The organism is Proteiniphilum sp. UBA5384 (assembly GCF_002410825.1).
In the GTDB taxonomy this organism is placed as follows: Bacteria; Bacteroidota; Bacteroidia; order Bacteroidales; family Dysgonomonadaceae; genus Proteiniphilum.
Map to the genome: position 1 here is coordinate 155,258 of NZ_DHOS01000032.1, position 22,886 is coordinate 178,143.

The following is a 22,886-nucleotide window of genomic DNA, read 5'->3' on the forward strand; positions in this document are numbered from 1 at the left end:
ATTCTCTTTAATTCTTAATTTTCAATGCTTTCTTCGCCCAGAGGGTCTGCGTAGCTCCTCGCACAAAAAGATAAAGGATAAACGAAAACCAGAGTCCGTTGTTTCCCCACAGAGGTGTCGTGATAAAATAACAAACAAAAAAAGAGGCGGAAGAAACGATCATCGCATTGCGCATCTCGGCGGAGGCGGTGGCACCGATAAAAATGCCGTCCCACAGGAAGGCGGCAAAACCAATAATCGGGATTAATACTGTCCAAAACATAAAATCTTTGGCGTGCTCGATAATCGCAAGGTCATTGGTCATGATAAGCAATATGGGATCGGAAAAGAGCATATAAATCACTACCGCCACCAGGCTGACCATCAATCCCCAGAAAAAGACCCTGCGAATCATCCATTGAAGGTATTCCCGATTTTTTGCGCCATAAAACCGACCGGTCAATGCTTCTGCAGCATAAGCAAATCCATCCATAAAGTAGGAGAACAGCATAAAGAATTGCATCAACAAAGCATTTACCGCCAGAATGATCTCTCCCATGCCCGAGGATGCAAAAGTGAAGAAAGTAGTCACCAGCGTCAATAAAAAAGTGCGGACAAAGATATCACCGTTCACCCTGAAATACTCTCTGATAGCTTGTTTATCCCAAATAGTTTCTTTGCGGATATATTTCCGCAACCGGCGATAATACTTCCACCAGAAACCGGCAGCCACCGCCAACGAAATGGTTTGTGAAAGTGTAGTTCCCAATGCGATCCCTTCAATTTTCATTCCGAAGCCGAACACGAAAAGGAAGCTCAAAGCAATATTGAGCAAATTATTCAGAATGGCCACAATCATCGGAATCCGGGCATTCTGCATACCGATAAACCAACCATTGAACGCATATAACCCCAATACGGCAGGAGCACCCCATATGACAATATGAAAATAGGTCATCACGTGCTCAGTGGATTCCGGCCCCGATTGAATCAGCCCGGAAGCGAGCAATCCAATAGGATATTGCAACAAGATAATCAATACTCCTACCCCCAAACCAATAGCCAGTGAACGGATAAAAACATTCATCACCTCGGTGAAATTCCGCGCACCCAACGCCTGGGAGGCGAATCCACTGGAACTCATCCGCAGGAAACCGAAATTCCAGTAGATCATATTGAAAATAGTAGCACCCAATGCAATGGCACCAATATAAACCGCTGACCCAAGCCGGCCGGCAATCGCAATATCGATCATCCCTAACAGCGGAACAGTAATATTGGTAATGATATTGGGAAGGGCAAGTCTAAATATTTTTTTGTCCATTGCCGCAAAATTACGCTAAAATGAAAGATTCGCAAAATTCAACTTATCAAATATCCAGGGAATTGTCACAGTATATATTTTTGTTTATACTCCAAACTCAAACATTTTTAGATAAAAAACGTTATTCTTACATATCTTTTTCCGTATTTGAAATTTTAGCAATTTGGTAATTCACGGATCAATAAAAAATATATAATTTTAGTCACATGAAGAAGATTCTATTTATCTGTCTGTGCGCATCGCTTCTAGGTTCTACCGGATGCAAACAGGATAAAGAGCAGAAAGAGGTTATAAAAACGATAAAAGTAGATTCCGCCATAACCTATGGCGAAAAAAAAACCGTTTCCTTCCCGGGTAAGGTAAAAGCAGCATCAGAGGTGAATCTGGCTTTCCGTATAAGCGGACCGATCACAAAGATCAATGTAACGGAAGGACAATTTGTTCGAAAAGGGCAGGTGATAGCCGAAATGGATTCGCGCGATTACGCGATACAACTGTCGGCTACAGAAGCAGAATATAAACAGATAAAGGCGGAAGCGGAACGGATAATCCAACTCCATGAAAGACAAAGTGTATCGGAAAACGATTACGACAAAGCCGTATCGGGATTACAGCAAATCACCGCCAAATATGACGCCCACAAAAACGCTTTATCGGATACGAAGCTGAAAGCGCCCTTCGACGGGTACATCCAAAAGCGCTATTTTGACAGCAACGAAACAATCAGCGCCGGGATGCCTGTCTTTTCAATGATCAGTGCCGGAACACCGGAAGTAGAGATCTATATTCCCGCAGGTGAGTTTATCCAACGCGACCAATTCGACTCTTACAGCTGCTATTTTGAACTCTACCCCAACCGCACTTTCCCGCTGGAACTCATCGCCATCAACCGGAAAGCAAACCTGAACCAGCTTTATACCGTTCGTCTCCGGTTCAATAAAGAACCTGATTCGCCATTACCTTCACCCGGCATGTCCACTATGGTGACAATCCAATACAAGCCGGAGAACGCCACCATGGTTTCCATCCCTCTTAACGCCGTGTTTGAAATCAATAACAGCCCCACGGTATGGGTGTATGATTCAACGCAACAAAGGGTTAATGCCCGCGCTATCCGCATCTCCGAAATAATGACCGACGGCACCCTGACCGTCTCGGAAGGATTGCGTGCCGGCGAAAAAGTTGTTTCAGCAGGAGTCCACCATCTGTCGGACGGGGAAAAAGTCGAACTGTTACCCCAAACGACTGAAACCAACGTAGGAGGCTTGTTATGAATGACGTAGGAAACTGGGCATTGGGTAACCGGAAACTGATTTATTTCCTGCTCGTCGTACTGGTAGTCGGCGGCATGGCTGCTTACTATAATATGAGTAAGCTGGAGGATCCGGAACTGAAGGTCAAGACAGCAACCGTCGTTACGCTCTACCCCGGCGCCTCGGCCCACCAGGTGGAACTCGAAGTGACCGATATGCTGGAAAAGAGCATCCGTTCCATGAAAGGGATCGGCGATGTGTATAGCCGCTCGATGAATGACGTATCCATGATCACGGTCGAATTGACCACACTGGTGCAGAACAACGAGGTGGAGCAGTACTGGGATCTTCTTCGCCGAAAAGTAAGCGATGTGCAGGCCAATCTGCCCGAGGGAGCCTCCCCTTCCGTTGTAATGGATGATTTTGGCGATGTCTACGGTATGGTTTATGCCCTTACCTTTGAGGGATATACCCACGAAGAGGCGGGAAAATATGCGGAACTGATCAAAAAGGAGATCCTGAAAATAGAGGGTATATCCAATGTAACCCTCTACGGGAAGCAGGAAGCATCCATCAACATAGAACTCTATGAAGATAAACTCGCCAACCTGGGTGTACATCCCGCAGAAGTGCTCTCCACCCTGAACGGCCAGAACCGTACCATCTATTCCGGCTACTACGAAAGCGGTGACGCACGCATACGGGTATCGGTCAATGACAGGTACAGGACGGTGGATGATATCGGAGACCTCTTGCTGCAGGGGCATGAAAACGACCAGTTACGGCTGCGCGACATTGCCCGCATCACTGAAGAAAATACAAGTCCCGTCCGCAATGAACTGAGGTACGACAAAAAGCAAGCGCTGGGTATCTCCATCTCCGCTTTAAGTGAAACTGATATCACAAAAATAGGCAAAAAGGTGGATGAAGTGGTGGAAAAACTGGTGGACGAGCGGCTTCCTGCCGGCATGGAAGTGAACAAGGTATTCTTCCAACCCGAAAGAGTCAACACGGCATTGAATTCCTTTATAGTCAACCTGATTGAATCGGTACTTATTGTGGTGCTTTTACTTATCTTCTCAATGGGGTTCAGGAGCGGACTCATCTTAGGCTTAAGCCTGGTTGTTACTGTATTCGGTTCGCTGATGATACTGCAAATGTTCGACGGCACCCTGCAACGGGTTTCGCTTGCCTCATTCATACTGGCAATGGGGATGCTGGTGGATAATGCCATTGTAATACTCGACGGTATCCAGATTGACCTGGAGCGGGGAGTGGAACGAAAAACAGCGTTGACCGCCATCGGCAAAAAAACGGCGATGCCGTTACTGGGAGCCACATTGATCGCAGTGCTGGCATTCTGGCCCATCTTCCTGTCGCCCGACACAGCCGGAATTTATGTACGCGACCTGTTTATCGTGCTGGCGGTTTCACTTCTGTTGAGTTGGGTGATCGCATTGACGATGGTTCCTATTATGGCGGACAGATCGTTAAAAGTAAAAGAAGGCAAAGAACAGAAAGATCCTTACGACAACAAATATTACCGGGCCTTACGGAGAGTACTGAATTGGACGTTGTCGCATCGCCTCATTACATTGGGTACGGGAGTCGCGCTGGTACTCGTCAGCCTATTATTCTTCCGTCTCCTGCCACAAGGATTTTTCCCCGACATGGATTACGACCAGCTCTATATAGAATATAAATTACAGGAAGGACTCAACAGTACAAAGACAAAAGCCGACCTGAGCGAAATAGAAGACTACCTGCTCGCCCGTGAAGATGTCACCCATGTCACCACATCCATCGGCGGTACACCCAGCCGTTACAACCTGGTCAGAAGCATTGCCGACCCGTCGCTCTCTTATGGTGAGTTGATCGTGGATTACACTTCACCCAAAGCCCTCGTCGCTTCTATCGATGAAATACAGGATTATCTCAACATGCATTTCCCCGACGCCTATATCCGGGTAAAACGCTATAACCTGATGTACAAGAAATTCCCTATCGAGATTGAATTCCGCGGTCCCGATCCCGAAGTGCTCAGGGGTTTGTCGGCACAGGCAACGGAAATCATCAACGCCAGCCCTGTGATATATATGCCCACCACCGACTGGGAACCCAAAGTGCCGGTATTGATGGTGGATTACAACCAACCGGTGGCACGGAACATAGGCTTAACCCGCCAGGATGTCGGCTTGTCGATCATGAGCGCGACGGACGGAATACCCACCGGCGTTTTCTATGACGGCATCGACAGCAAGACCATTACCGTGAAATGTGTCGATAAAGACGGCAACGCCATAGAGTCGATCGAGCATACGCCTGTCTTCAACATGCTGCCTTCGTTGACCGGCTTAGACCGTCAAACCTTGCAGGGATTAATGACCGGGGCTATCTCGGAAGAAGATGTGCTGGCATCGATACTGGAAACCGTCCCCCTTAGCCAGGCGTCCAACGGAGTCTATATCGACTGGGAAGAACCTGTAGTTATCCGCAGCAATGGCGAACGTGCCATGCGCGTGCAATGCTATCCCATATCGGGAGAGGCGGTAGAAAATACCCGCCAGACCATCGCACAGCAGATAGAAAGTATCGACCTGCCTGCAGGCTACAGCATGAAATGGGAAGGGGAACGGAGTGCGAGCGACGAGTCAATGAAATACCTCTTCAAATATTATCCCTTTGCGGTTATCCTGATGATTGGCATCCTGATCATGCTTTTCAAAGATTATAAGAAACCTCTCATCATCATCCTTTGTCTGCCGCTGCTCTTTATCGGCATCATCGCCTCGATGCTCCTGTCCGGTAAAACATTCGGGTTCGTCGCCATAGTAGCAGCACTGGGATTAGTAGGCATGCTCATCAAGAACGGTATTGTGCTGATGGACGAGATCACCCTGCAGATATCAAGCGGCACAGAACCGGCAAAAGCATTGATAGACAGCTCAGAAAGCCGTTTTCGCCCGGTGATGCTGGCTTCGCTGACAACCATCCTGGGGATGATCCCACTATTGGGCGATTCGCTATTCGGTCCCGCCGCCGTGGTAATCATGGGAGGATTGCTGGTCGGCACGCTGATCACACTGCTTTTTATCCCGGTGTTATATGCGCTGTTCTTTAAGATTAAGATAAAATGATATGATGATGTGTTGATTTCACTTTTAATTTTTCACTTTAAAAAGTATGCAACTAAACAAAATAATTATACTGATTTGCTTATTATTTGTCCCTACTCTTTCATGGGGACAGGAAATGAGTGCCGCGGCAGAACAAGGAAGAAAAGCCGCCGATAAACCGGAAGGAGCTTCCCTGTCAGTTCGGGAAATGACCCTCGACCAATGCCGGGAGCTGGCACTGGAGAACAATAAGGCGATATCCATAGCATCCCGTAACAAAGAAAAGGCCGAATACACCTTAAAAGCATACAAGGCCAATTACTTCCCCAAAATCTCCGCCTCGGGGAACTATCTCTATTCCAATACGAAGTTGAACACCCGCTTTGAAGGAGGTTATCTTCCTACTTATGTTCCCGATCCGGCAACGGGTCAGCTGGTACCGAACATCCTTCATGGTCCGGACGGGAACCCTGTCATGGGATCTGATGGGAATCCCATCTTCAACCAATATGCCCTTTTTCCCGGCCTGGACATTTTAATGAAACTGAAAAATACGTGGATGGCCGGATTGCGCGCTGAACAACCTATTTACATGGGTGGTAAAATAACGTCTGCCTACCGGATGGCACAGATAGGAAATAAAATTGCCGGACTGAATGAGCAACTCTCCCGTGCGGAAATCATTGTAAAAGCTGATGAAGCCTACTGGACTTATGCAAAGACGAGGGAACTGGTTAACCTGGCGGAGTCTTACCAACGTGTGGTCAAAGAACTTATGCGGGATGTACAGAATGCACAGGAAGTCGGGATGAAGCATCAGAATGATGTGCTAAAAGTGCAGGTAAAGGTCAATGAAGCCGAATTACAGCTGCGGCAGGCTGAAAACGGACACAGGCTGGCACGTAAAAACCTCTGTTATGTAATCGGTCTTCCACTCGACAGTGAAATATCCCTACCTGAATCATTCGACGAATCTATCGCCTTAGAAAACAGGTATCTGTCCGATTACACTTCCCGCCCCGAATATGCCATGCTTGAGCAACAGATACAGCTGAAAGAACAGGAAATCAACCTTACCCGCAGTGATTTTCTTCCCCAGGTAGGCGTTGCAGCTAATTACGGATATATCAACGGGTTGGAATTGAACGGCAATAAACTCCTTGACGGGGCATCTTTCTCAGCCATGGTTTCCGTCAATATTCCCCTATTCCAGTGGGGTGAAGGGCGTAATAAGATCCGTGCTGCCGAAACTGAGCGGGCTATCGTCCAATTACAACGGGACGACATTGCCCAACAGATGGAACTTGAACTGACACAGGCTTTCGATAAATGGGATGAATCCATTCTCGAAGTACAACTCACCAGTCGCTCTCTGGACCAGGCAAAAGAAAACATGCGGGTAAGCGAAGACCGCTATAAGACCGGCATGGAAACGCTTGCCGATTACCTGGAAGCGCAAACCACCTGGCAACGTGCATGGAAGGATCATGTTGACGCTGTGACCCGTTCATGGCTGAACCAGACTTATTATCTGAAAGCGGCAGGTAAGTTATGATATCATATCACCATGGCAACTGCTTTTGAGCGCTCTTCTTTTACAATTAGGTGCCCAAAATTTCCATTTCGGTAAGTGAACCTAAATAAATTAAGGTACTCAATCGTAAATTTGTAGTGACAGTAAAAAAGTAGCTGCACAAAATTACTATTTATTAAAGAACTGGATTAAAACCTTTTTTTCTTAAAAGATTCTTTTTTTGAAATGATAATCCGGTTATTATATATTCTTTTTTTGTAAATTTGTACATTCACTTACAGAAAGTAGAATAATTACTGATATCCAACACCCTATTAACGTAGATAAGGTGTTTCATTTTTTCAGGAGAAACTCATTACAAACTAATATATGGACAAAATTCAGGAACTTACGTCAAAACTTTACGTAGAAGGCGTGGAAAAAGGCAAAGAGGAAGCCGACAGGATTATTGCGGAAGCACAGGCACAGGAGCAACAGATATTGGATGCTGCGCGTATTAAGGCCAAAGAATTGCTCTCTTCTGCGGAAAAGGAGAGCGTTGAACTGAAAAAAAACACCGAGGCAGAGTTAAAACTCTATGCAGCCCAATCTTCAGAGGCACTGAAAACGGAGATCATCAACCTGGTGACCGACAAGTTGTCCGCCACGCAGGTAAAAGCTGCCGTGGAAGACAAATCGTTCATGCAAAAATTAATCCTGGAGTTGGTTCGGAACTGGTCTAAAAACGACGCACTGACCGTCGGCGTGGAAAATCCGGAAGAACTCAAATCCTATATCGCCTCTCACTCCAAAGACCTGTTGGACAAAGGATTGAAGATTGAGTCGGTAAACGGCATCAAGACCGGGTTCACCCTCGCTCCCGAAGATGGTTCCTATAAAGTAAAATTCGGGGAAGAAGAGTTTGTCAACTACTTCAGGGAATTTTTACGTCCCCAGATACAACAACTCCTTTTTTAGAAACTGAAAATTTTCATCAATCTCTTTCAAGGGATTGGCTTTGCCTATGATTTTCAAGAATCAATATTACTACTTTATATCCGGGCTGCCCGATTTCTCTTTCGACAGCATGAAACTGCCCTTCTCCGTAGAGGAGTTCAGGGAGATGCTCGACGAAGCCGTTACCCCGGAAGACAAGAAGCTTCTGGACAGCTATTTTCTCTCCTATGATAACGACAATCTTTTCCGGTTACTGGAAAAGAAAGAGGAGGAAGAATTGCAGAGTCGGGGAATTCTTACGCGCGCTGACCTGGAAGAGGTAATCCGGCAGGTAAGAGAGGGAGACACCATAGAAAACAAACGGGTGCCACCCTATTTTGAAAAGGCGGTCAGGGCATGGCTCGATGAAGAGATACCAGGACACCTGAAAACGCTGGAAGACCTGATCAGTTCGTTGTACGCGGACTACGGCATGGGAGTAAAGAACAGCCTGATCGCCGGATGGTTCGAAATGAACCTCAACATCGGCAATATCCTCTCGGCTCTCTTCGCAAGGAAATACGGCATGGATATCAGCCAGGTAGTGGTCGGCAATAACGAAATCGCCCAATTGATAAGGGAAAATGCCAACGCACGAGACTTCGGCATCAGCCGCGAACTCGACTATTATGATGATATCATTCGGATCGCCGAAGAACCGGATATCTACGAGCGGGAGCGCAAGATCGACAAATTTCGCTGGAATTGGCTGGATGACAACACCCTGTTCGATTATTTCGATATCGAATATATTTTCGCCTATCTGTGCAAGCTCAGGATATTGGAGCGGTGGGTAAGCCTCAACGCGGAAGAGGGGGAACGCGTCTTCCGGGAACTGATCGCACAATTGAAAAACGAAATACAGAAACCGGAAGATCTGTAATAGGTCGCAAAATATCATCAGACGAAGGCTTTAGTTGCACTGGTACGACTTACGAAGAAAGAAAAAATACAAATAACGTTTTCGTTAAGCAATACGAGCAGAAGACAAACTTGTTTGGATTATGCCGTTGAGAGAAAACGCCTAATGAAATTGAATCATATATGCTAACAAAAGGAACAGTTAAAGGAATCATATCCAATCTCGTTATTGTGGAAGCAGACGGTGCGGTATCCCAGAATGAGATCGCCTACATCGACCTCAATGGCACCCGTTTGATGTCGGAGGTGATCAAGGTGGTCGGGAATAACGCTTACGTGCAGGTATTTGAAAGCACGCGCGGGTTGACCGTAGGCACTGAGGTGGAATTCCAGGGACACATGCTCGAAGTGGTACTGGGGCCGGGACTGCTGCAACGCAATCTTGACGGGTTAGAGAATGACCTCGACAAGATGGATGGTATCTTCCTGAAACGGGGGGATTACACCTTCCCGCTCGATGAAGAGAAGTTATGGCATTTTCAACCGATTGCCCAACCCGGTGACAAAGTGACCGCCGGATCATGGTTAGGTGAGGTGGACGAGAATTTCCAACCCCATAAGATCATGGTGCCTTTCACCATGAAAGGGGAATACACCGTAAAAAGTATCACCCAAGAGGGTGAATATACTATTTATAAGACCATCGCCGTGGTGGAAGACAGCAACGGCCAGTCAACCGAGCTGAACATGATCCAGCGCTGGCCGGTAAAGATGCCTCTCACGGCTTACAAGGAAAAGCCCCGTCCTTCTAAACTGCTGGAAACGGGAGTCCGCTCCATCGATACCCTCAACCCCATTGTGGAAGGAGGAACCGGATTTATCCCGGGCGCATTCGGTACCGGCAAGACAGTCTTGCAACACGCCATTTCCAAACAGGCAGAAGCCGATATCGTGATCATCGCCGCCTGCGGTGAGCGTGCCAATGAAGTAGTAGAAATCTTTACCGAATTTCCGGAACTGATCGACCCCCATACCGGCCGCAAGCTGATGGAACGCACCATCATAGTGGCCAATACTTCCAACATGCCGGTAGCCGCCCGTGAGGCATCGGTATATACCGCCATGACCATCGGAGAGTATTACCGTTCCATGGGACTGAAAGTATTGCTGATGGCTGACTCCACCTCACGATGGGCACAGGCGCTCCGCGAGATGAGTAACCGCCTGGAAGAACTTCCCGGACCCGATGCGTTCCCGATGGACTTGTCGGCGATCATCTCCAACTTCTACGGCCGTGCAGGACATGTGGTCCTGAACAACGGCAAGGAAGGCTCCATCACCTTTATCGGTACGGTATCACCTGCCGGAGGTAACCTCAAGGAGCCGGTGACCGAGAACACAAAAAAGGTGGCCCGCTGCTTCTACGCGCTCGAACAGGACCGAGCCGACAAGAAACGCTATCCGGCCATCAACCCGATCGACTCTTATTCCAAATATATCGAGTATCCCGAATTTGAAGAATATATCTCGGAACATATCTCGGCCGACTGGACAGAGAAGGTAAATGAAGCCAAGACCCGCTTATTGCGCGGGAAAGAGATTGCAGAGCAGATCAATATCCTGGGTGATGACGGCGTACCGACAGCGTATCACATCACCTTCTGGAAATCGGAACTGATTGATTTTATCGTATTACAACAGGATGCTTTCGATGATATCGACTCGGTAACCCCCATAGAACGGCAGAAATATATCCTGGATCTGGTAACAGATATTTGCCGTACCGATTTCGAGTTTGACCATTTCGACAAAGTGGCCGATTTCTTCAAAGAACTGATCAATATCGGAAGACAGATGAATTATTCAGAGTTCCGATCGGACAAGTTCAATGAATACCGGAAACAGTTGGATGAATTGATAGACCGGAAAAAAGTTATTCAGTAGTTATTCAATGGTTATTCGGTTGTAATGCAGTGATAATTGAATTATCCCGCAAAACGGGAAATAACGGCGAAGCCGAATAACGCGAAGCGAATAACAATAGAATCGGCGAAGCCGAATAACAATAAATAAAAGAGCATTATGGCAAAAGCATTTCAAAAAATATATACGAAAATCACCCAGATCACCAAAGCCACCTGTTCGGTCAAGGCTACCAATGTGGGTTACGATGAACTGGCCACGGTGGAAGGCCGTCTGGCACAGGTGGTAAAAATCATCGGCGACGAAGTGACCCTTCAGATCTTTGAAGGGACCGAAGGTATCCCTACCAATGCCGAAGTGATCTTTATGGGAAAATCTCCTTCGTTGAAGGTAAGTGAACAGCTGGCAGGCCGCTTTTTCAACGCCTACGGTGATCCGATCGACGGAGGCCCCGTACCCGAAGGAGAAGAACGCCCCATCGGCGGGCCTTCCGTGAATCCGGTACGGCGCAAGCAACCCTCGGAATTGATCGCTACCGGTATTGCGGGGATCGACCTGAACAATACACTGGTGTCGGGACAAAAGATCCCGTTCTTTGCCGATCCCGACCAGCCCTTTAACCAGGTGATGGCCACGGTGGCGCTCCGCGCGCAGACCGATAAGATCATCCTGGGCGGTATGGGGATGACCAACGACGATTACCTCTACTTCAAGAACGTGTTCAGCAATGCGGGGGCGCTGGACAGGATCATCAGCTTTATGAACACCACTGAAGATCCGGCGGTAGAACGGCTGCTGATTCCCGACATGGCGCTGACCGCCGCTGAATATTTCGCCGTGGACAAAAATGAAAAAGTACTGGTACTGCTTACCGATATGACCTCTTATGCCGATGCGCTCTCGATCGTATCGAACCGTATGGACCAGATCCCGTCGAAAGATTCAATGCCGGGCTCTCTCTATTCCGATTTGGCAAAAATCTACGAGAAAGCTGCGCAGTTCCCGGCTGGAGGGTCCATCACTATTGTAGCGGTAACCACTCTTTCAGGGGGTGACATTACCCATGCCGTACCAGACAACACCGGATATATCACCGAAGGACAGCTCTTCCTGCGACGTGACAGCGACGTGGGGAAAGTGGTTGTAGACCCGTTCCGTTCCCTCTCCCGCCTGAAGCAACTGGTACAGGGCAAGAAAACCCGGGAAGACCATCCACAGGTGATGAACGCCGCCGTACGGCTCTATGCCGATGCGGCTAATGCGAAGACCAAACTGGAAAACGGGTTCGACCTGACCGATTACGATACCCGGGCACTCTCGTTCGCCAGAGACTACGCTGAAAAGATACTCGCCATTGATGTGAACCTCGATACCACCGAGATGCTCGACAATACATGGAAACTGTTATCGCAGCATTTCAGGCCGGCCGAGGTAAATATGAAACAGGAATTGATAGATACTTACTGGCAACAATAATGGCTATTCGATTTCAATATAATAAAACGTCACGTCAGCAGTTGGAAAAACAACTGTCTGTCCGTGAACGGGCGCTTCCCACGCTGCAGAACAAGGAATCGGCATTACGGGTGGAAGTGAAAAAGACCAAAGAGGAGATAGCACAACTCGACAGGGAACTCGAAGAAAAAATCCAATCATACGACAAGATGGTCAGCATGTGGACGGAGTTCGACCCTACCCTGCTGCGCGTAAGGGATGTCCATCTCTCAAAAAGGAAAATTGCAGGCGTACTTCTCCCGATCCTCGACAAAGTCGATTTCGAAATCCGTCCGTTTAGCCTTTTCAACCGCCCCAAGTGGTTCCTCGACGGGGTAAATACCCTCGAAGGACTGGCAGAGATAGGGATCCGGCGCGATTTCCAGGAGATAAAGCTCTCCCGGCTCGAATATGCGAGGAAAAAAACTACCCAAAAGGTCAACCTCTTCGAAAAAGTGCAGATACCGGGCTATCAGGAAGCCATCCTGAAGATAAAACGCTATCTGGAAGACGAGGAGAACCTCTCCAAATCATCGCAGAAAATCATGCGGGCACACCAGGAACAACGTAGAGAACAGGAGGGAAGCGTATGGTAGCGACAATGAAGAAATTTGTTTTTATCTCTTTCCATAAGGACTATGACCGGTTCCTGCATGCACTGCGCGACATGGGAATGATACATGTGGCGGAGCAGGACAGTATGAAGGTGGATGAAGAGAAATTGCAGGACTATCTTTCTACATCGAAACGGTTGAATGAATCGATTAAAAAATTAAAGCAGCTGCGCGATAAAAAAGCACCGGCCCCATATCTCGATGCCGATACTGGACGAGGGATGGAAATCCCCGCGGAAATAGAGCAGATAGAAAATAGAAAATCCGCACTTCACCAGCAGTTGCAGGTCAGCCTCAAAGAGCGTGACAACCTGCGTCCCTGGGGGAACTTCGACCCGGAGAATATCTACCGCCTGAAAGAAGAGGGATACCATGTCCGTTTCTTTATCGTTCCCGGCAAAGAATATGATCCCGAATGGGAAACACAATACAATGCCGTGGTTATTCAAAAGGAAGGGTCCAAGACCTATTTTATCACGATCACAAAAGGCACACAGCCGGCAGATGAATTACAACTCGAGGAGATGAAAGTTCCTGAGGTTTCATTAGAAGCCCTTAATAAACTCATCGACTCGCTGCAGGAAAAGATAAAAGAAGAAGACAAAGCGTTGAAAGCGCTTTCCGCCGAGATTCCATCGGCTGAGGCAGCCCTGAAAGCCATTGAATCGGATATCTTCTTCACGAAGGTAGCCCGCAGTGCGACACCCGCGGCAGAAGACAAACTGCTGCTCCTACAGGGATGGGCGCCGGAAGAGAATGTGGCGGAAATCACACAATATCTGGAATCGCAGGATGTCTATTTCCGGGTATCCGATCCCGAACCTGAAGACGACGTGCCGATCAAGTTCAAGAACAACCGTTTCATGCGGCTCTTCGAACCGATCGCCGAACTCTATATGTTACCCAAGTATAACGAGATCGACCTCACACCATTCTTTGCACCTTTCTATATGATCTTTTTCGGATTGTCACTGGGAGACATCGGTTATGGAACGCTCTTGTTTTTAGGCGCTACGGCGGCAAGGACTTTCGGAAAAGAGAAAATCTCCCGTACGATGCGGGGTATGCTGGCATTGGTACAGATACTGGGGCTCTCCACCATGGTGTGCGGGCTGCTCACAGGCGGATTTTTCGGGTTCAATATCTACGAGACCAATATCCCTTTCTTCCAGAACATGAAGAATCAGGTCTATTTTGATAACTCACAGATGTTCACACTATCCCTTATATTAGGAGTTGTGCAGATCATGTTCGCCATGTTCCTGAAGATCGTGAACCGCATCAAGCAGTTCGGATGGACCCAGGCACTTTCTACCATTGGCTGGTTCGTCCTGCTCATGAGCGTGATCGTGGCTGTCCTTTTCCCGGCTATTATGCCGATGGGAGGCACCCTGCACCTTATCATAATGGGACTTTCAGCCATACTGATCTTCTTCTTCAACTCTCCGGGGAAGAATCCGTTCATGAATTTCGGGCTCGGATTGTGGGATACCTATAATATGGCGACCGGACTGCTTGGTGACGTATTATCATATGTGCGCCTCTTCGCATTAGGGCTCTCCGGTGGTATCCTGGCAAGCGTGTTCAACAGCCTGGCATTGGGACTGAAGCCGGACAACCTGATTGGAGGATCAATCGTCTTCCTGCTGATTTTCCTCTTCGGGCACTCCATCAACATGTTTATGAACGTACTTGGCGCCTTTGTGCACCCATTGCGTCTTACCTTTGTGGAGTTTTATAAAAATGCGGAATTTGAAGGAGGAGGCAAAAAATATAATCCTTTTAAGAAATAGTAAAATAAAAAAATCAAATCAATCACAAACAATAAAACATTATGGACACCAACTTATTAATCGCCTACTTAGGCATCGGACTTATGATCGCACTTTCGGGTATCGGCAGCTCTTATGGGGTTACCATTGCCGGCAATGCGGCTATCGGGGCATTGAAGAAAGACAGCAGCAAATTCGGGAATTTCCTTGTATTGACTGCGCTGCCCGGCACACAGGGATTGTATGGCTTCGCCGGATATTTTATGTTCCAGAGTATCTTCAACATTCTGACTCCTGAGATCACGGCGATTCAGTCTGCCGCTGTTTTTGCAGCAGGTCTCTCAATGGGGCTGGTAGGATTGCTTTCCGCTATCCGTCAGGGACAGGTTTGTGCGAATGGTATCGCCTCCATCGGTCAGGGAAATGACGTATTCGGGAACACCCTTATCCTTGCCGTATTCCCCGAGTTGTATGCTATTGTGGCATTGGCCGGTGTATTCCTTATCGGTTCAGCTGTAGCTTAATCAATGTACTTCATCACAATCTGGAATCCGGTGAAGAGAAATAAAACCAATGAAAAGGCTGTCGCAAGGTGCGGCAGCTTTTTTCTTTTAGGGGAAAGTCTTTACAAGGGATAAAACAGTCACAGGTGATAGTCAATCTCCTGCCGGTCAATACCGATATCTTTCATCGAGGCCGGATCCTCTACCGGCTCCAGATGTGTCTGGACTGTCACCGGTTCATCGAACATATTTACGATAGTCTCCTCGATCCTATCCGCATGGTCATGCGCTTGTTTGACGGTCCACTTCCCCGGCACCAATACATGGAGCGTGATAAATTTGCGTTGTCCGGCCATACGGGTCAATAACGAATGGTATTCAATCTGTTGTCCTTTCAGTGAATCAAGATAGCCCGTAATCTTCTCCAGGTCTTCATCAGGAATAGAGGCATCCATCAAACCACTGGCAGAACGCTTTATCAGCCTGTATCCGGTATAGATGATATGGAGTGCGACCAATATAGCGATAATAGGATCGACGATCATCCAACCCGTGAATTTCACGATCCCAATCGCCACGATCACACCCAAAGAGGTCCAGACATCAGTCATCAAATGCTTTCCATCCGCCTCCAGAAGGATAGAACGTCTCTTTTTTCCGTTATGTACCAATGTAAGTCCCACGCCCAGATTCACCAATGATGCCAACAATGAAAAGAGTAAACCTGTATTGATATTCTCGATAGGCTGCGGATGGATAAGCCTCGGCACTGCCGACCAGATAATGGAGAAAGCGGCAATCAAAATAAGCGCTCCCTCCGCCGCACTGGAGAAATACTCCGCCTTGCTATGCCCAAACTCATGCTCCTTATCCGCCGGCTTCTGCGATACATTGAGCATCACCAGCGCGAATATCGCCGCAAACAAGTTCACAAACGACTCCAGCGCATCCGACAGGAACCCCATCGAACCGGTCACGTAGTACGCGTAAAATTTCAGTAGTATAGTGACTATTGCCGCGGCAATAGAGAGATAAATAAATTTACGGAGTGGAGTTCCTTTCATTGTAGCAATGCTTAAGCGGAAACAAAAGTAGTGATTTTTTCGGTATTCCTTTTTTAATATCCATTAAATCCATATCCATACAACACAAATCCATCTTGTATGCAAGTTCTTTCTTGTTTGAAAATTTTAGCGGCTATATCAAATTCTTCTTGCTTGACGAACTAATTGATGAAAACAAGAATATAAAGTTCCACTTGACTTTCGAAGACTTTCAGTCACTACCCACCTTCTCAAATATTAGCGAATATCTGCTGTATAAAAAAGGAGTAATGAGATTCATCAAATCAAGAAATAGGAGAATAGAAAAAGAGAAACAACCTGCCTCTTGGAGATAGGCAAAAAATCATGTATTTTTGTACCGCCTTAAGCAGAAACAGTGAGTGTATGTCTCATAATAATTTGTAAAGATATCGTCCACAGCAAAGGCAGAATAAAAACAGAATAAGAATATTATGTTTGAAAACTTAAGCGAAAGACTGGAAAGGTCGTTCAAAATACTAAAAGGCCAGGGTAAGATTACCGAGATCAATGTGGCCGAAACGTTGAAAGATGTACGTCGTGCCTTGCTGGATGCCGACGTAAATTATAAAACAGCGAAGGAATTCACCGAAACGGTCAAAGAGAAAGCGCTGGGGCAGGATGTGCTCAATGCAGTGAAGCCGGAACAGATGATGGTAAAGATCGTGCATGACGAACTTGCCACCCTGATGGGAGGCAGTACAGCCGAATTCAATATCAAAGGAAATCCCGCCATTATCCTGATGTCGGGGTTGCAGGGATCGGGTAAAACTACTTTCTCCGGAAAGCTGGCCAATATGCTGAAAAGCAAACGGGGCAAGAATCCGTTGTTGGTCGCTTGTGACGTATATCGGCCGGCCGCTATCGACCAGTTAAAAGTGTTGGGCGAACAGATTGGCGTATCGGTTTATGCCGAAGAAGATAACAAGAACCCGGTCAAGATCGCACAAAACGCAATACAATATGCTCGCCAGCACGGGAAAGACCTGGTCATCATCGATACAGCGGGACGGCTTGCCATTGATGAGGAAATGATGAACGAGATCGAGTCGATCAAAAAGGCGATTAATCCGCAAGAGATTCTTTTCGTGGTGGATTCCATGACCGGTCAGGATGCAGTCAATACTGCCAAAGAATTCAACGAACGACTCGACTTCAACGGTGTGGTACTAACTAAACTTGATGGGGATACCCGTGGTGGTGCGGCATTGTCCATCCGTTCAGTGGTAGATAAACCGATAAAATTCGTAGGTACGGGAGAGAAGCTGGATGCTATCGACGTGTTCCATCCCGAACGTATGGCGGATCGTATCCTCGGCATGGGTGACATTGTATCTCTGGTGGAAAAGGCGCAGGAGCAATACGACGAGGAAGAGGCACGCCGCCTGCAAAAGAAGATCGCCAAGAACCAGTTTGATTTCAATGATTTCATTGCCCAGATCCAGCAGATCAAGAAGATGGGTAACCTGAAAGACCTGGCATCAATGATTCCCGGTGTGGGTAAACAGATCAAAGACCTCGATATTGACGACGATGCATTCAAAGGTATCGAAGCGATTATCCGCTCGATGACTCCTCAGGAGCGTACCAATCCTGAGATACTGAATGGAAGTCGTCGTATCCGTATTGCCAAGGGTAGTGGCACCAATGTACAGGAGGTAAATAAACTTCTCAAACAGTTTGATGAAACCCGTAAGATGATGCGTATGATGACTTCCGGCGGTGGGCGTCAGGCTATGCGTAATATGAGAAGACGGTAAATTGATGTGATGATGAGAATAATTGATGGAAAAGCGGTAGCCGCTCAGATAAAGAAGGAGATAGCCGAAGAGGTAGCAAAGATAAAAGCTGCCGGTGGTAAAACGCCGCATCTGGCGGCGGTATTGGTCGGTCACGACGGTGGAAGTGAAACCTATGTGGCCAATAAGGTAAAATCGTGCGAAGAGGTGGGGTTTAACTCCACGCTGGTTCGTTATGAAGACGATGTCACCGAAGAAGAGCTGCTTGCCTGTGTAGACCGGTTGAATAACGATGCCGATATCGACGGGTTCATTGTGCAATTACCCCTCCCGAAGCATATTTCGGAAACTAAAGTCACTGAAGCCATTGATTACCGTAAGGATGTAGACGGTTTCCATCCCGTAAATGTGGGTCGCATGTCACTTGGTATGCCTTGTTTCCTTTCCGCCACACCTTCAGGCATCGTGGAATTACTCAGAAGGTACAAAATAGAGACCAGAGGAAAACATTGTGTAATATTGGGTCGCAGTAATATCGTTGGCAAGCCGGTATCCATGCTGATGTTGCAGAAAGCCTATCCGGGCGACTGTACCGTTACAGTCTGTCATAGTCGTACCCCTAACATCAGGGAAATCACCTTACAGGCAGACATCATTATTGCCGCATTAGGTGTCCCTGAATTTTTAAAGGGGGATATGGTAAAAGAAGGCGCCGTGGTAATCGACGTGGGCACTACACGGGTCCCTAGCAATAAGACCAAATCAGGCTTCAAACTCACCGGTGACGTACAGTTTGATGAAGTGGCACCAAAATGCTCCTATATTACTCCTGTCCCCGGCGGAGTCGGGCCAATGACTATTGTATCGCTGTTAAAGAATACACTTCTGGCAGGTAAGAAAGAGATTTTTTAATCCCGCTTTATCTTGATCAATAGCAAACCGGTCAAAGTCCAGAATAACTCCCGGATTCTTTTGCATAAGCTCACAAACACACCATAGGTTACAGGAAGTGATAGAATTCCGTATACAATCACAAAACCTCCTTCTCGCGCGCCCATCTGCATCGGCATAAAGAAAAACAGGTTAGAAATCAACGATTGGATAGACTCAATCAATACACCTTGCCCCAAAGAAACCGGTGATCCGATTGCCTGCATAATCAATATTACCTCCATGCACATAAAAAAACGGGCAAAAAGCTCTAGTGCAAGCGACAGTACAAAATCTTTTTTACGATTCTTATAGAGAGCGGCAATCAAGTCGTCCATTTGGTGAAGTTTCTCCCGGTTATGCCTATAGAAAGCCCTTGCCCGCCTCCCCATAAAAGGGAGGCTGACACTTTTTCTTATAGTTCTTTCCACTCCTCCTTTGGTATATACACTGAATGCCCAAAAAAGAAATAATGCTGAAAATATACTGACCAAGGTAATAAGCCATTCCAGGAAACCGGAAAGTACCGGCACAAAGAAAAGTAAGAGGGGGATTGAAAGCATCCAGAAAATGAAATGCGAAACAAGGCGCATCATCGTCGAGAGGAGCACGGTAGAGGTAGCCTTCTGTATTCCGATCAGTTTTCTCAATTCAAGTACCTTATAAGGTTCCCCTCCAATCATTCCGAGGGGAGTAATATAAGTGATGGCAAAACCACTGATAAATAACTGGAAGAGCCGAAGAAATCCCACCTGTTTTGCGTCTTCGCTTCCGTCATTCAAAATAATATAAAAAGAATACGTATTGGCAAGATATACAATAATCCACATACCTATAATCGGCACGAACCACCAACCGGTCTCTTTTATATTACTTAAAATATTATTAAATCCTGTCTTGTAAATTAATATCGCCAGTGCCACTCCACCGAGGAGAAAGAACAGATTCCGGACTACTTTCGTTTTTTTCTGCATAAAGAAAACAGGAGAATACTTTTAACCTGATAAAATGAAATTGTATGCATATGACATTCTATATCTCAAGCGGGCAAGAATGAACTTGTAGGCTCCTACTTTCTAAAAGGCGCTTTTATTACATTCGCTTTCAGGTTTCTGTTTCGCACTTTTATATATATCTCTGTACCGGGTTTGGCAAACTCAGGTTTCACATACCCCATGCCGATACCTACTTTGAGGACGGGGGATATCGTTCCGGAAGTCACCTTTCCAATCACTTCATTCCCGACATTTACAATCTCGTACCCCTGACGCGGAATTCCTTTATCTACCAACTCAAAGCAGCAGAGTTTACGGGATATGCCCTCCGCTTTTTCTTTTTCCAGTACTTCACGTCCCACAAACGGTTTGTTATCTACAAATTTGGTGATCCAGCCCAGTCCAGCCTGTAATGGAGTAGTAGTATCATCCAGGTCATTCCCGTAAAGACAATACCCCATCTCCAAACGCAACGTATCACGTGCACCCAACCCGATCGGTTTGATACCGAACTCTGCACCTGCTTCAAAGATAGCATTCCATATTTTCCGCCCGTGCTCAGGGTAAAAATAAAGTTCAAAGCCGCCGGCGCCGGTATATCCCGTATTGGAAATGATCACATTTTCCACGCCGCCAAATGTTCCTACCGAAAAAGCATAAAAGGGGATGTCCGACAAATTTTCTTTCGTTAGTTTCTGCATTATTTCTATTGCTTTTGGCCCCTGAATAGCCAATTGTGCCATATGAGCAGATGCGTTTTCTAATTCAGCACCCATGGTATTCCATTTCTGGCACCATGCCCAATCCTTTTCAATGTTGGCTGCATTTACCACCAACAGGTACTTCTCCGGTTCATAATGATAAACGATAAAATCGTCTACTATCCCGCCCGATTCATTCACGAAACAGGTGTACTGTGCCTTACCTTCTTTCAATCCCGAAACATCGTTACTGGTCACCCGTTGCAGGAATTCCACGGCCTTAGGCCCTTTCACCCAGAATTCCCCCATATGGGACACATCAAATACACCGGCCGCATTCACTACGGTCATGTGCTCATCTATAATTCCGGTATATTCAATGGGCATATTATACCCGGCAAACTCATGCATTTTGGCCCCCAGACCGATATGCAGCTCTGTAAATGGAGTTGTCTTCATATTATATTTTTTCCTCTTTGGATACTATTTGGGCTATTTTCACAATCACTTCAGATGCCTTTTTCAGGGAAGGGATAGGTAAGAATTCATATTTCCCATGGAAATTCATCCCCCCGGCGAAGATGTTGGGACAAGGAAGCCCCATAAACGATAAACGCGCACCATCCGTTCCCCCTCGAATAGGTTTCACATTAGGTTTCACACCCACCTCTTCCATAGCCTGATAAGCATAATCGACTATATACTTCACCGGTTCCACTTTTTCATGCATGTTATAATACTGATCTTTCATCTGCAGTATAAGCCGATCCCCGTATTTTTTATTCAAAGTAGCCACAGCATTTTCCATTATCCGTTTTCTCTCTTCAAACTTATGACGGTCATGGTCACGGATAATAAACGAGAGATTAGCTTCTTCCACCGTACCGCCCATCGCAATCAGATGAAAAAACCCTTCATACCCTACGGTATATTCCGGCCGTTCGTCCACCGGCAAAAGAGCAACCAGTTCATTGGCCAGATGCAGCGCATTGACCATTTTTCCCTTTGCATATCCAGGATGCACATTCCGTCCTTGTATTTCAATTTTGGCTGAAGCGGCATTGAAATTTTCATATTCCAATTCTCCCACCTCGCTCCCATCAATGGTATATGCCCAATCGGCTCCGAATTTGGATACGTCAAATTTATCGGCCCCCCTGCCAATCTCTTCATCCGGAGTAAAGCCTACACGAATTTTTCCATGTTCTATTTCGGGATGATCGATCAGATACTGCATGGCATTCATAATGGCTGCCACACCTGCTTTATCATCCGCACCCAACAACGTAGTGCCATCCGTCACAATAATATCTTCACCCAGATGGTCAAGTAATTCGGGGAAATCAACAGGTGACAAAACCACCTGCTTTGACTCGTTCAACACGATCTCTTTTCCGTCATAGTTCTTTACTATTCTCGGATTTACATTCTCGCCACTCATATCGGGACTGGTATCAAAATGTGCAATGAAACCAATCACCGGTAATTTTTTTTGCGTATTAGCCGGCAATGTAGCCATCAGATAACAATTGTTATCAAGGCTCACATCCGTTAACCCCATCTCAATGGCTTCCTGTTCAACCTCTTTAGCAAGATTGAACTGTTTTTGTGTACTGGGGGTTTGCGTATTGTTCTCGTCCGATTGCGTGTCGATACGAGCATACTTTATAAACCTATCTACAATATCCATGAATTATTTATATTTATTAAAAATGACTTATTTGAGTCTCCTTCGTTTCCCAATTTTCAATTCTCGCCAGGCACAGTTTAAGCAAAGACGGACTCTGCTCATTCAACGTAGTGAAATAGTTATTTATTTTTGCATAGCCAAAATCGTACTCTCACCCTACAAAGGTAGTGAAAATAGAGAGTAATCGTGAGAGTTACTCCCAAAAGATTACCCCGACACCTCCTTTATTTATTCTCCAAAGATAAAAAAAGGGAATGAATAGTAAAAATCAAATTCATCGTTTTTGTAACTCAAAAAAATGTCTTATCTTTGCACACGGGTAAGTCCTATACGGTCAGCTCCCATTGAATCCCCCAGGTCTTGATCGAAGCAAGGGTATTTGGTTGTAGCGGCGCGATATA

General features: G+C 46.5%; 18 protein-coding genes. 13 read left to right on the top strand and 5 right to left on the bottom strand.

Annotated elements, in window-relative coordinates:
* Positions 1-7: 7 nt before the first annotated feature.
* Positions 8-1,303, bottom strand: a complete 1,296-nt coding sequence (locus B4G81_RS06870; RefSeq protein WP_294081245.1) for an MATE family efflux transporter — start codon at positions 1,301-1,303, stop codon at positions 8-10.
* A gap of 206 nt (positions 1,304-1,509) precedes the next feature.
* Between B4G81_RS06870 and B4G81_RS06875 the strand changes: the two genes are divergently transcribed.
* The 10 genes from B4G81_RS06875 (at position 1,510) to B4G81_RS06920 (ending at position 15,369) form a co-directional block, all read left to right on the top strand.
* Complete coding sequence (locus B4G81_RS06875) at positions 1,510-2,577, top strand: efflux RND transporter periplasmic adaptor subunit (protein ID WP_294081246.1); 1,068 nt, start codon at positions 1,510-1,512, stop codon at positions 2,575-2,577.
* The gene (locus B4G81_RS06880; protein ID WP_294081247.1) at positions 2,574-5,693 is read left to right on the top strand and encodes an efflux RND transporter permease subunit; all 3,120 of its coding nucleotides are present in this window, start codon (positions 2,574-2,576) and stop codon (positions 5,691-5,693) included. The genes B4G81_RS06875 and B4G81_RS06880 overlap by 4 nt, the downstream gene beginning before the upstream one ends.
* A gap of 46 nt (positions 5,694-5,739) precedes the next feature.
* A complete protein-coding gene (locus B4G81_RS06885) occupies positions 5,740-7,227 on the top strand; it encodes a TolC family protein (protein WP_294081248.1) in 1,488 nt (495 codons plus the stop codon).
* Positions 7,228-7,575: 348 nt separating this feature from the next.
* Positions 7,576-8,163 (top strand): hypothetical protein, encoded by a 588-nt coding sequence (locus tag B4G81_RS06890; RefSeq protein ID WP_294081249.1) that lies wholly within the window; start codon positions 7,576-7,578, stop codon positions 8,161-8,163.
* A 46-nt stretch (positions 8,164-8,209) separates the two neighbouring features.
* Positions 8,210-9,064, top strand: a complete 855-nt coding sequence (locus B4G81_RS06895) for a DUF2764 family protein (RefSeq protein ID WP_294081250.1) — start codon at positions 8,210-8,212, stop codon at positions 9,062-9,064.
* Between the two features lie 161 nt (positions 9,065-9,225).
* Entirely contained in the window at positions 9,226-10,986 is a 1,761-nt protein-coding gene (locus B4G81_RS06900) for a V-type ATP synthase subunit A (RefSeq protein WP_294081251.1), read from the top strand.
* A 135-nt stretch (positions 10,987-11,121) separates the two neighbouring features.
* On the top strand, positions 11,122-12,441 hold the full coding sequence (locus tag B4G81_RS06905) for a V-type ATP synthase subunit B (protein ID WP_294081266.1): 1,320 nt from the start codon (positions 11,122-11,124) through the stop codon (positions 12,439-12,441).
* Positions 12,441-13,055 carry a V-type ATP synthase subunit D gene (locus B4G81_RS06910; RefSeq protein WP_294081252.1) on the top strand — a complete coding sequence of 205 codons (615 nt, stop codon included), beginning with the start codon at positions 12,441-12,443 and terminating at the stop codon, positions 13,053-13,055. The genes B4G81_RS06905 and B4G81_RS06910 overlap by 1 nt, the downstream gene beginning before the upstream one ends.
* Positions 13,049-14,866, top strand: coding sequence for a V-type ATP synthase subunit I (locus tag B4G81_RS06915; protein WP_294081253.1), 1,818 nt, complete (start codon positions 13,049-13,051; stop codon positions 14,864-14,866). Before B4G81_RS06910 ends, B4G81_RS06915 begins: the two co-directional genes overlap by 7 nt.
* A 41-nt stretch (positions 14,867-14,907) precedes the next feature.
* A complete protein-coding gene (locus B4G81_RS06920; protein ID WP_294081254.1) occupies positions 14,908-15,369 on the top strand; it encodes a V-type ATP synthase subunit K in 462 nt (153 codons plus the stop codon).
* Positions 15,370-15,488: 119 nt separating this feature from the next.
* Here the strand turns inward: B4G81_RS06920 and B4G81_RS06925 are convergent, their stop codons facing one another.
* On the bottom strand, positions 15,489-16,412 hold the full coding sequence (locus tag B4G81_RS06925; RefSeq protein WP_294081255.1) for a cation diffusion facilitator family transporter: 924 nt from the start codon (positions 16,410-16,412) through the stop codon (positions 15,489-15,491).
* A 113-nt stretch (positions 16,413-16,525) separates the two neighbouring features.
* Between B4G81_RS06925 and B4G81_RS15305 the strand changes: the two genes are divergently transcribed.
* The 3 genes from B4G81_RS15305 to folD all read left to right on the top strand — a co-directional run bounded on the left by B4G81_RS15305 (position 16,526) and on the right by folD (position 19,081).
* Positions 16,526-16,747: a DUF6994 family protein gene (locus B4G81_RS15305; RefSeq protein ID WP_414703179.1), complete on the top strand. Its 222-nt coding sequence runs from the start codon at positions 16,526-16,528 to the stop codon at positions 16,745-16,747.
* Between the two features lie 117 nt (positions 16,748-16,864).
* The gene (gene ffh, locus B4G81_RS06930) at positions 16,865-18,190 is read left to right on the top strand and encodes a signal recognition particle protein (RefSeq protein WP_294081256.1); all 1,326 of its coding nucleotides are present in this window, start codon (positions 16,865-16,867) and stop codon (positions 18,188-18,190) included.
* 12 nt (positions 18,191-18,202) lie between these two features.
* Positions 18,203-19,081 carry a bifunctional methylenetetrahydrofolate dehydrogenase/methenyltetrahydrofolate cyclohydrolase FolD gene (folD, locus tag B4G81_RS06935; RefSeq protein WP_294081267.1) on the top strand — a complete coding sequence of 293 codons (879 nt, stop codon included), beginning with the start codon at positions 18,203-18,205 and terminating at the stop codon, positions 19,079-19,081.
* On the opposite strand, the gene B4G81_RS06940 is transcribed toward folD, so the two are convergent.
* From B4G81_RS06940 to pepT, 3 genes are all read right to left on the bottom strand, one after another.
* A complete protein-coding gene (locus tag B4G81_RS06940) occupies positions 19,078-20,073 on the bottom strand; it encodes a lysylphosphatidylglycerol synthase transmembrane domain-containing protein (protein ID WP_294081257.1) in 996 nt (331 codons plus the stop codon). The two genes, folD and B4G81_RS06940, sit on opposite strands and share 4 nt — an antisense overlap.
* A 95-nt stretch (positions 20,074-20,168) precedes the next feature.
* The gene (gene gcvT / locus B4G81_RS06945) at positions 20,169-21,254 is read right to left on the bottom strand and encodes a glycine cleavage system aminomethyltransferase GcvT (protein WP_294081258.1); all 1,086 of its coding nucleotides are present in this window, start codon (positions 21,252-21,254) and stop codon (positions 20,169-20,171) included.
* Between the two features lies 1 nt (position 21,255).
* A complete protein-coding gene (gene pepT / locus B4G81_RS06950) occupies positions 21,256-22,485 on the bottom strand; it encodes a peptidase T (protein ID WP_294081259.1) in 1,230 nt (409 codons plus the stop codon).
* Between the last annotated feature and the right edge of the window lie 401 nt (positions 22,486-22,886).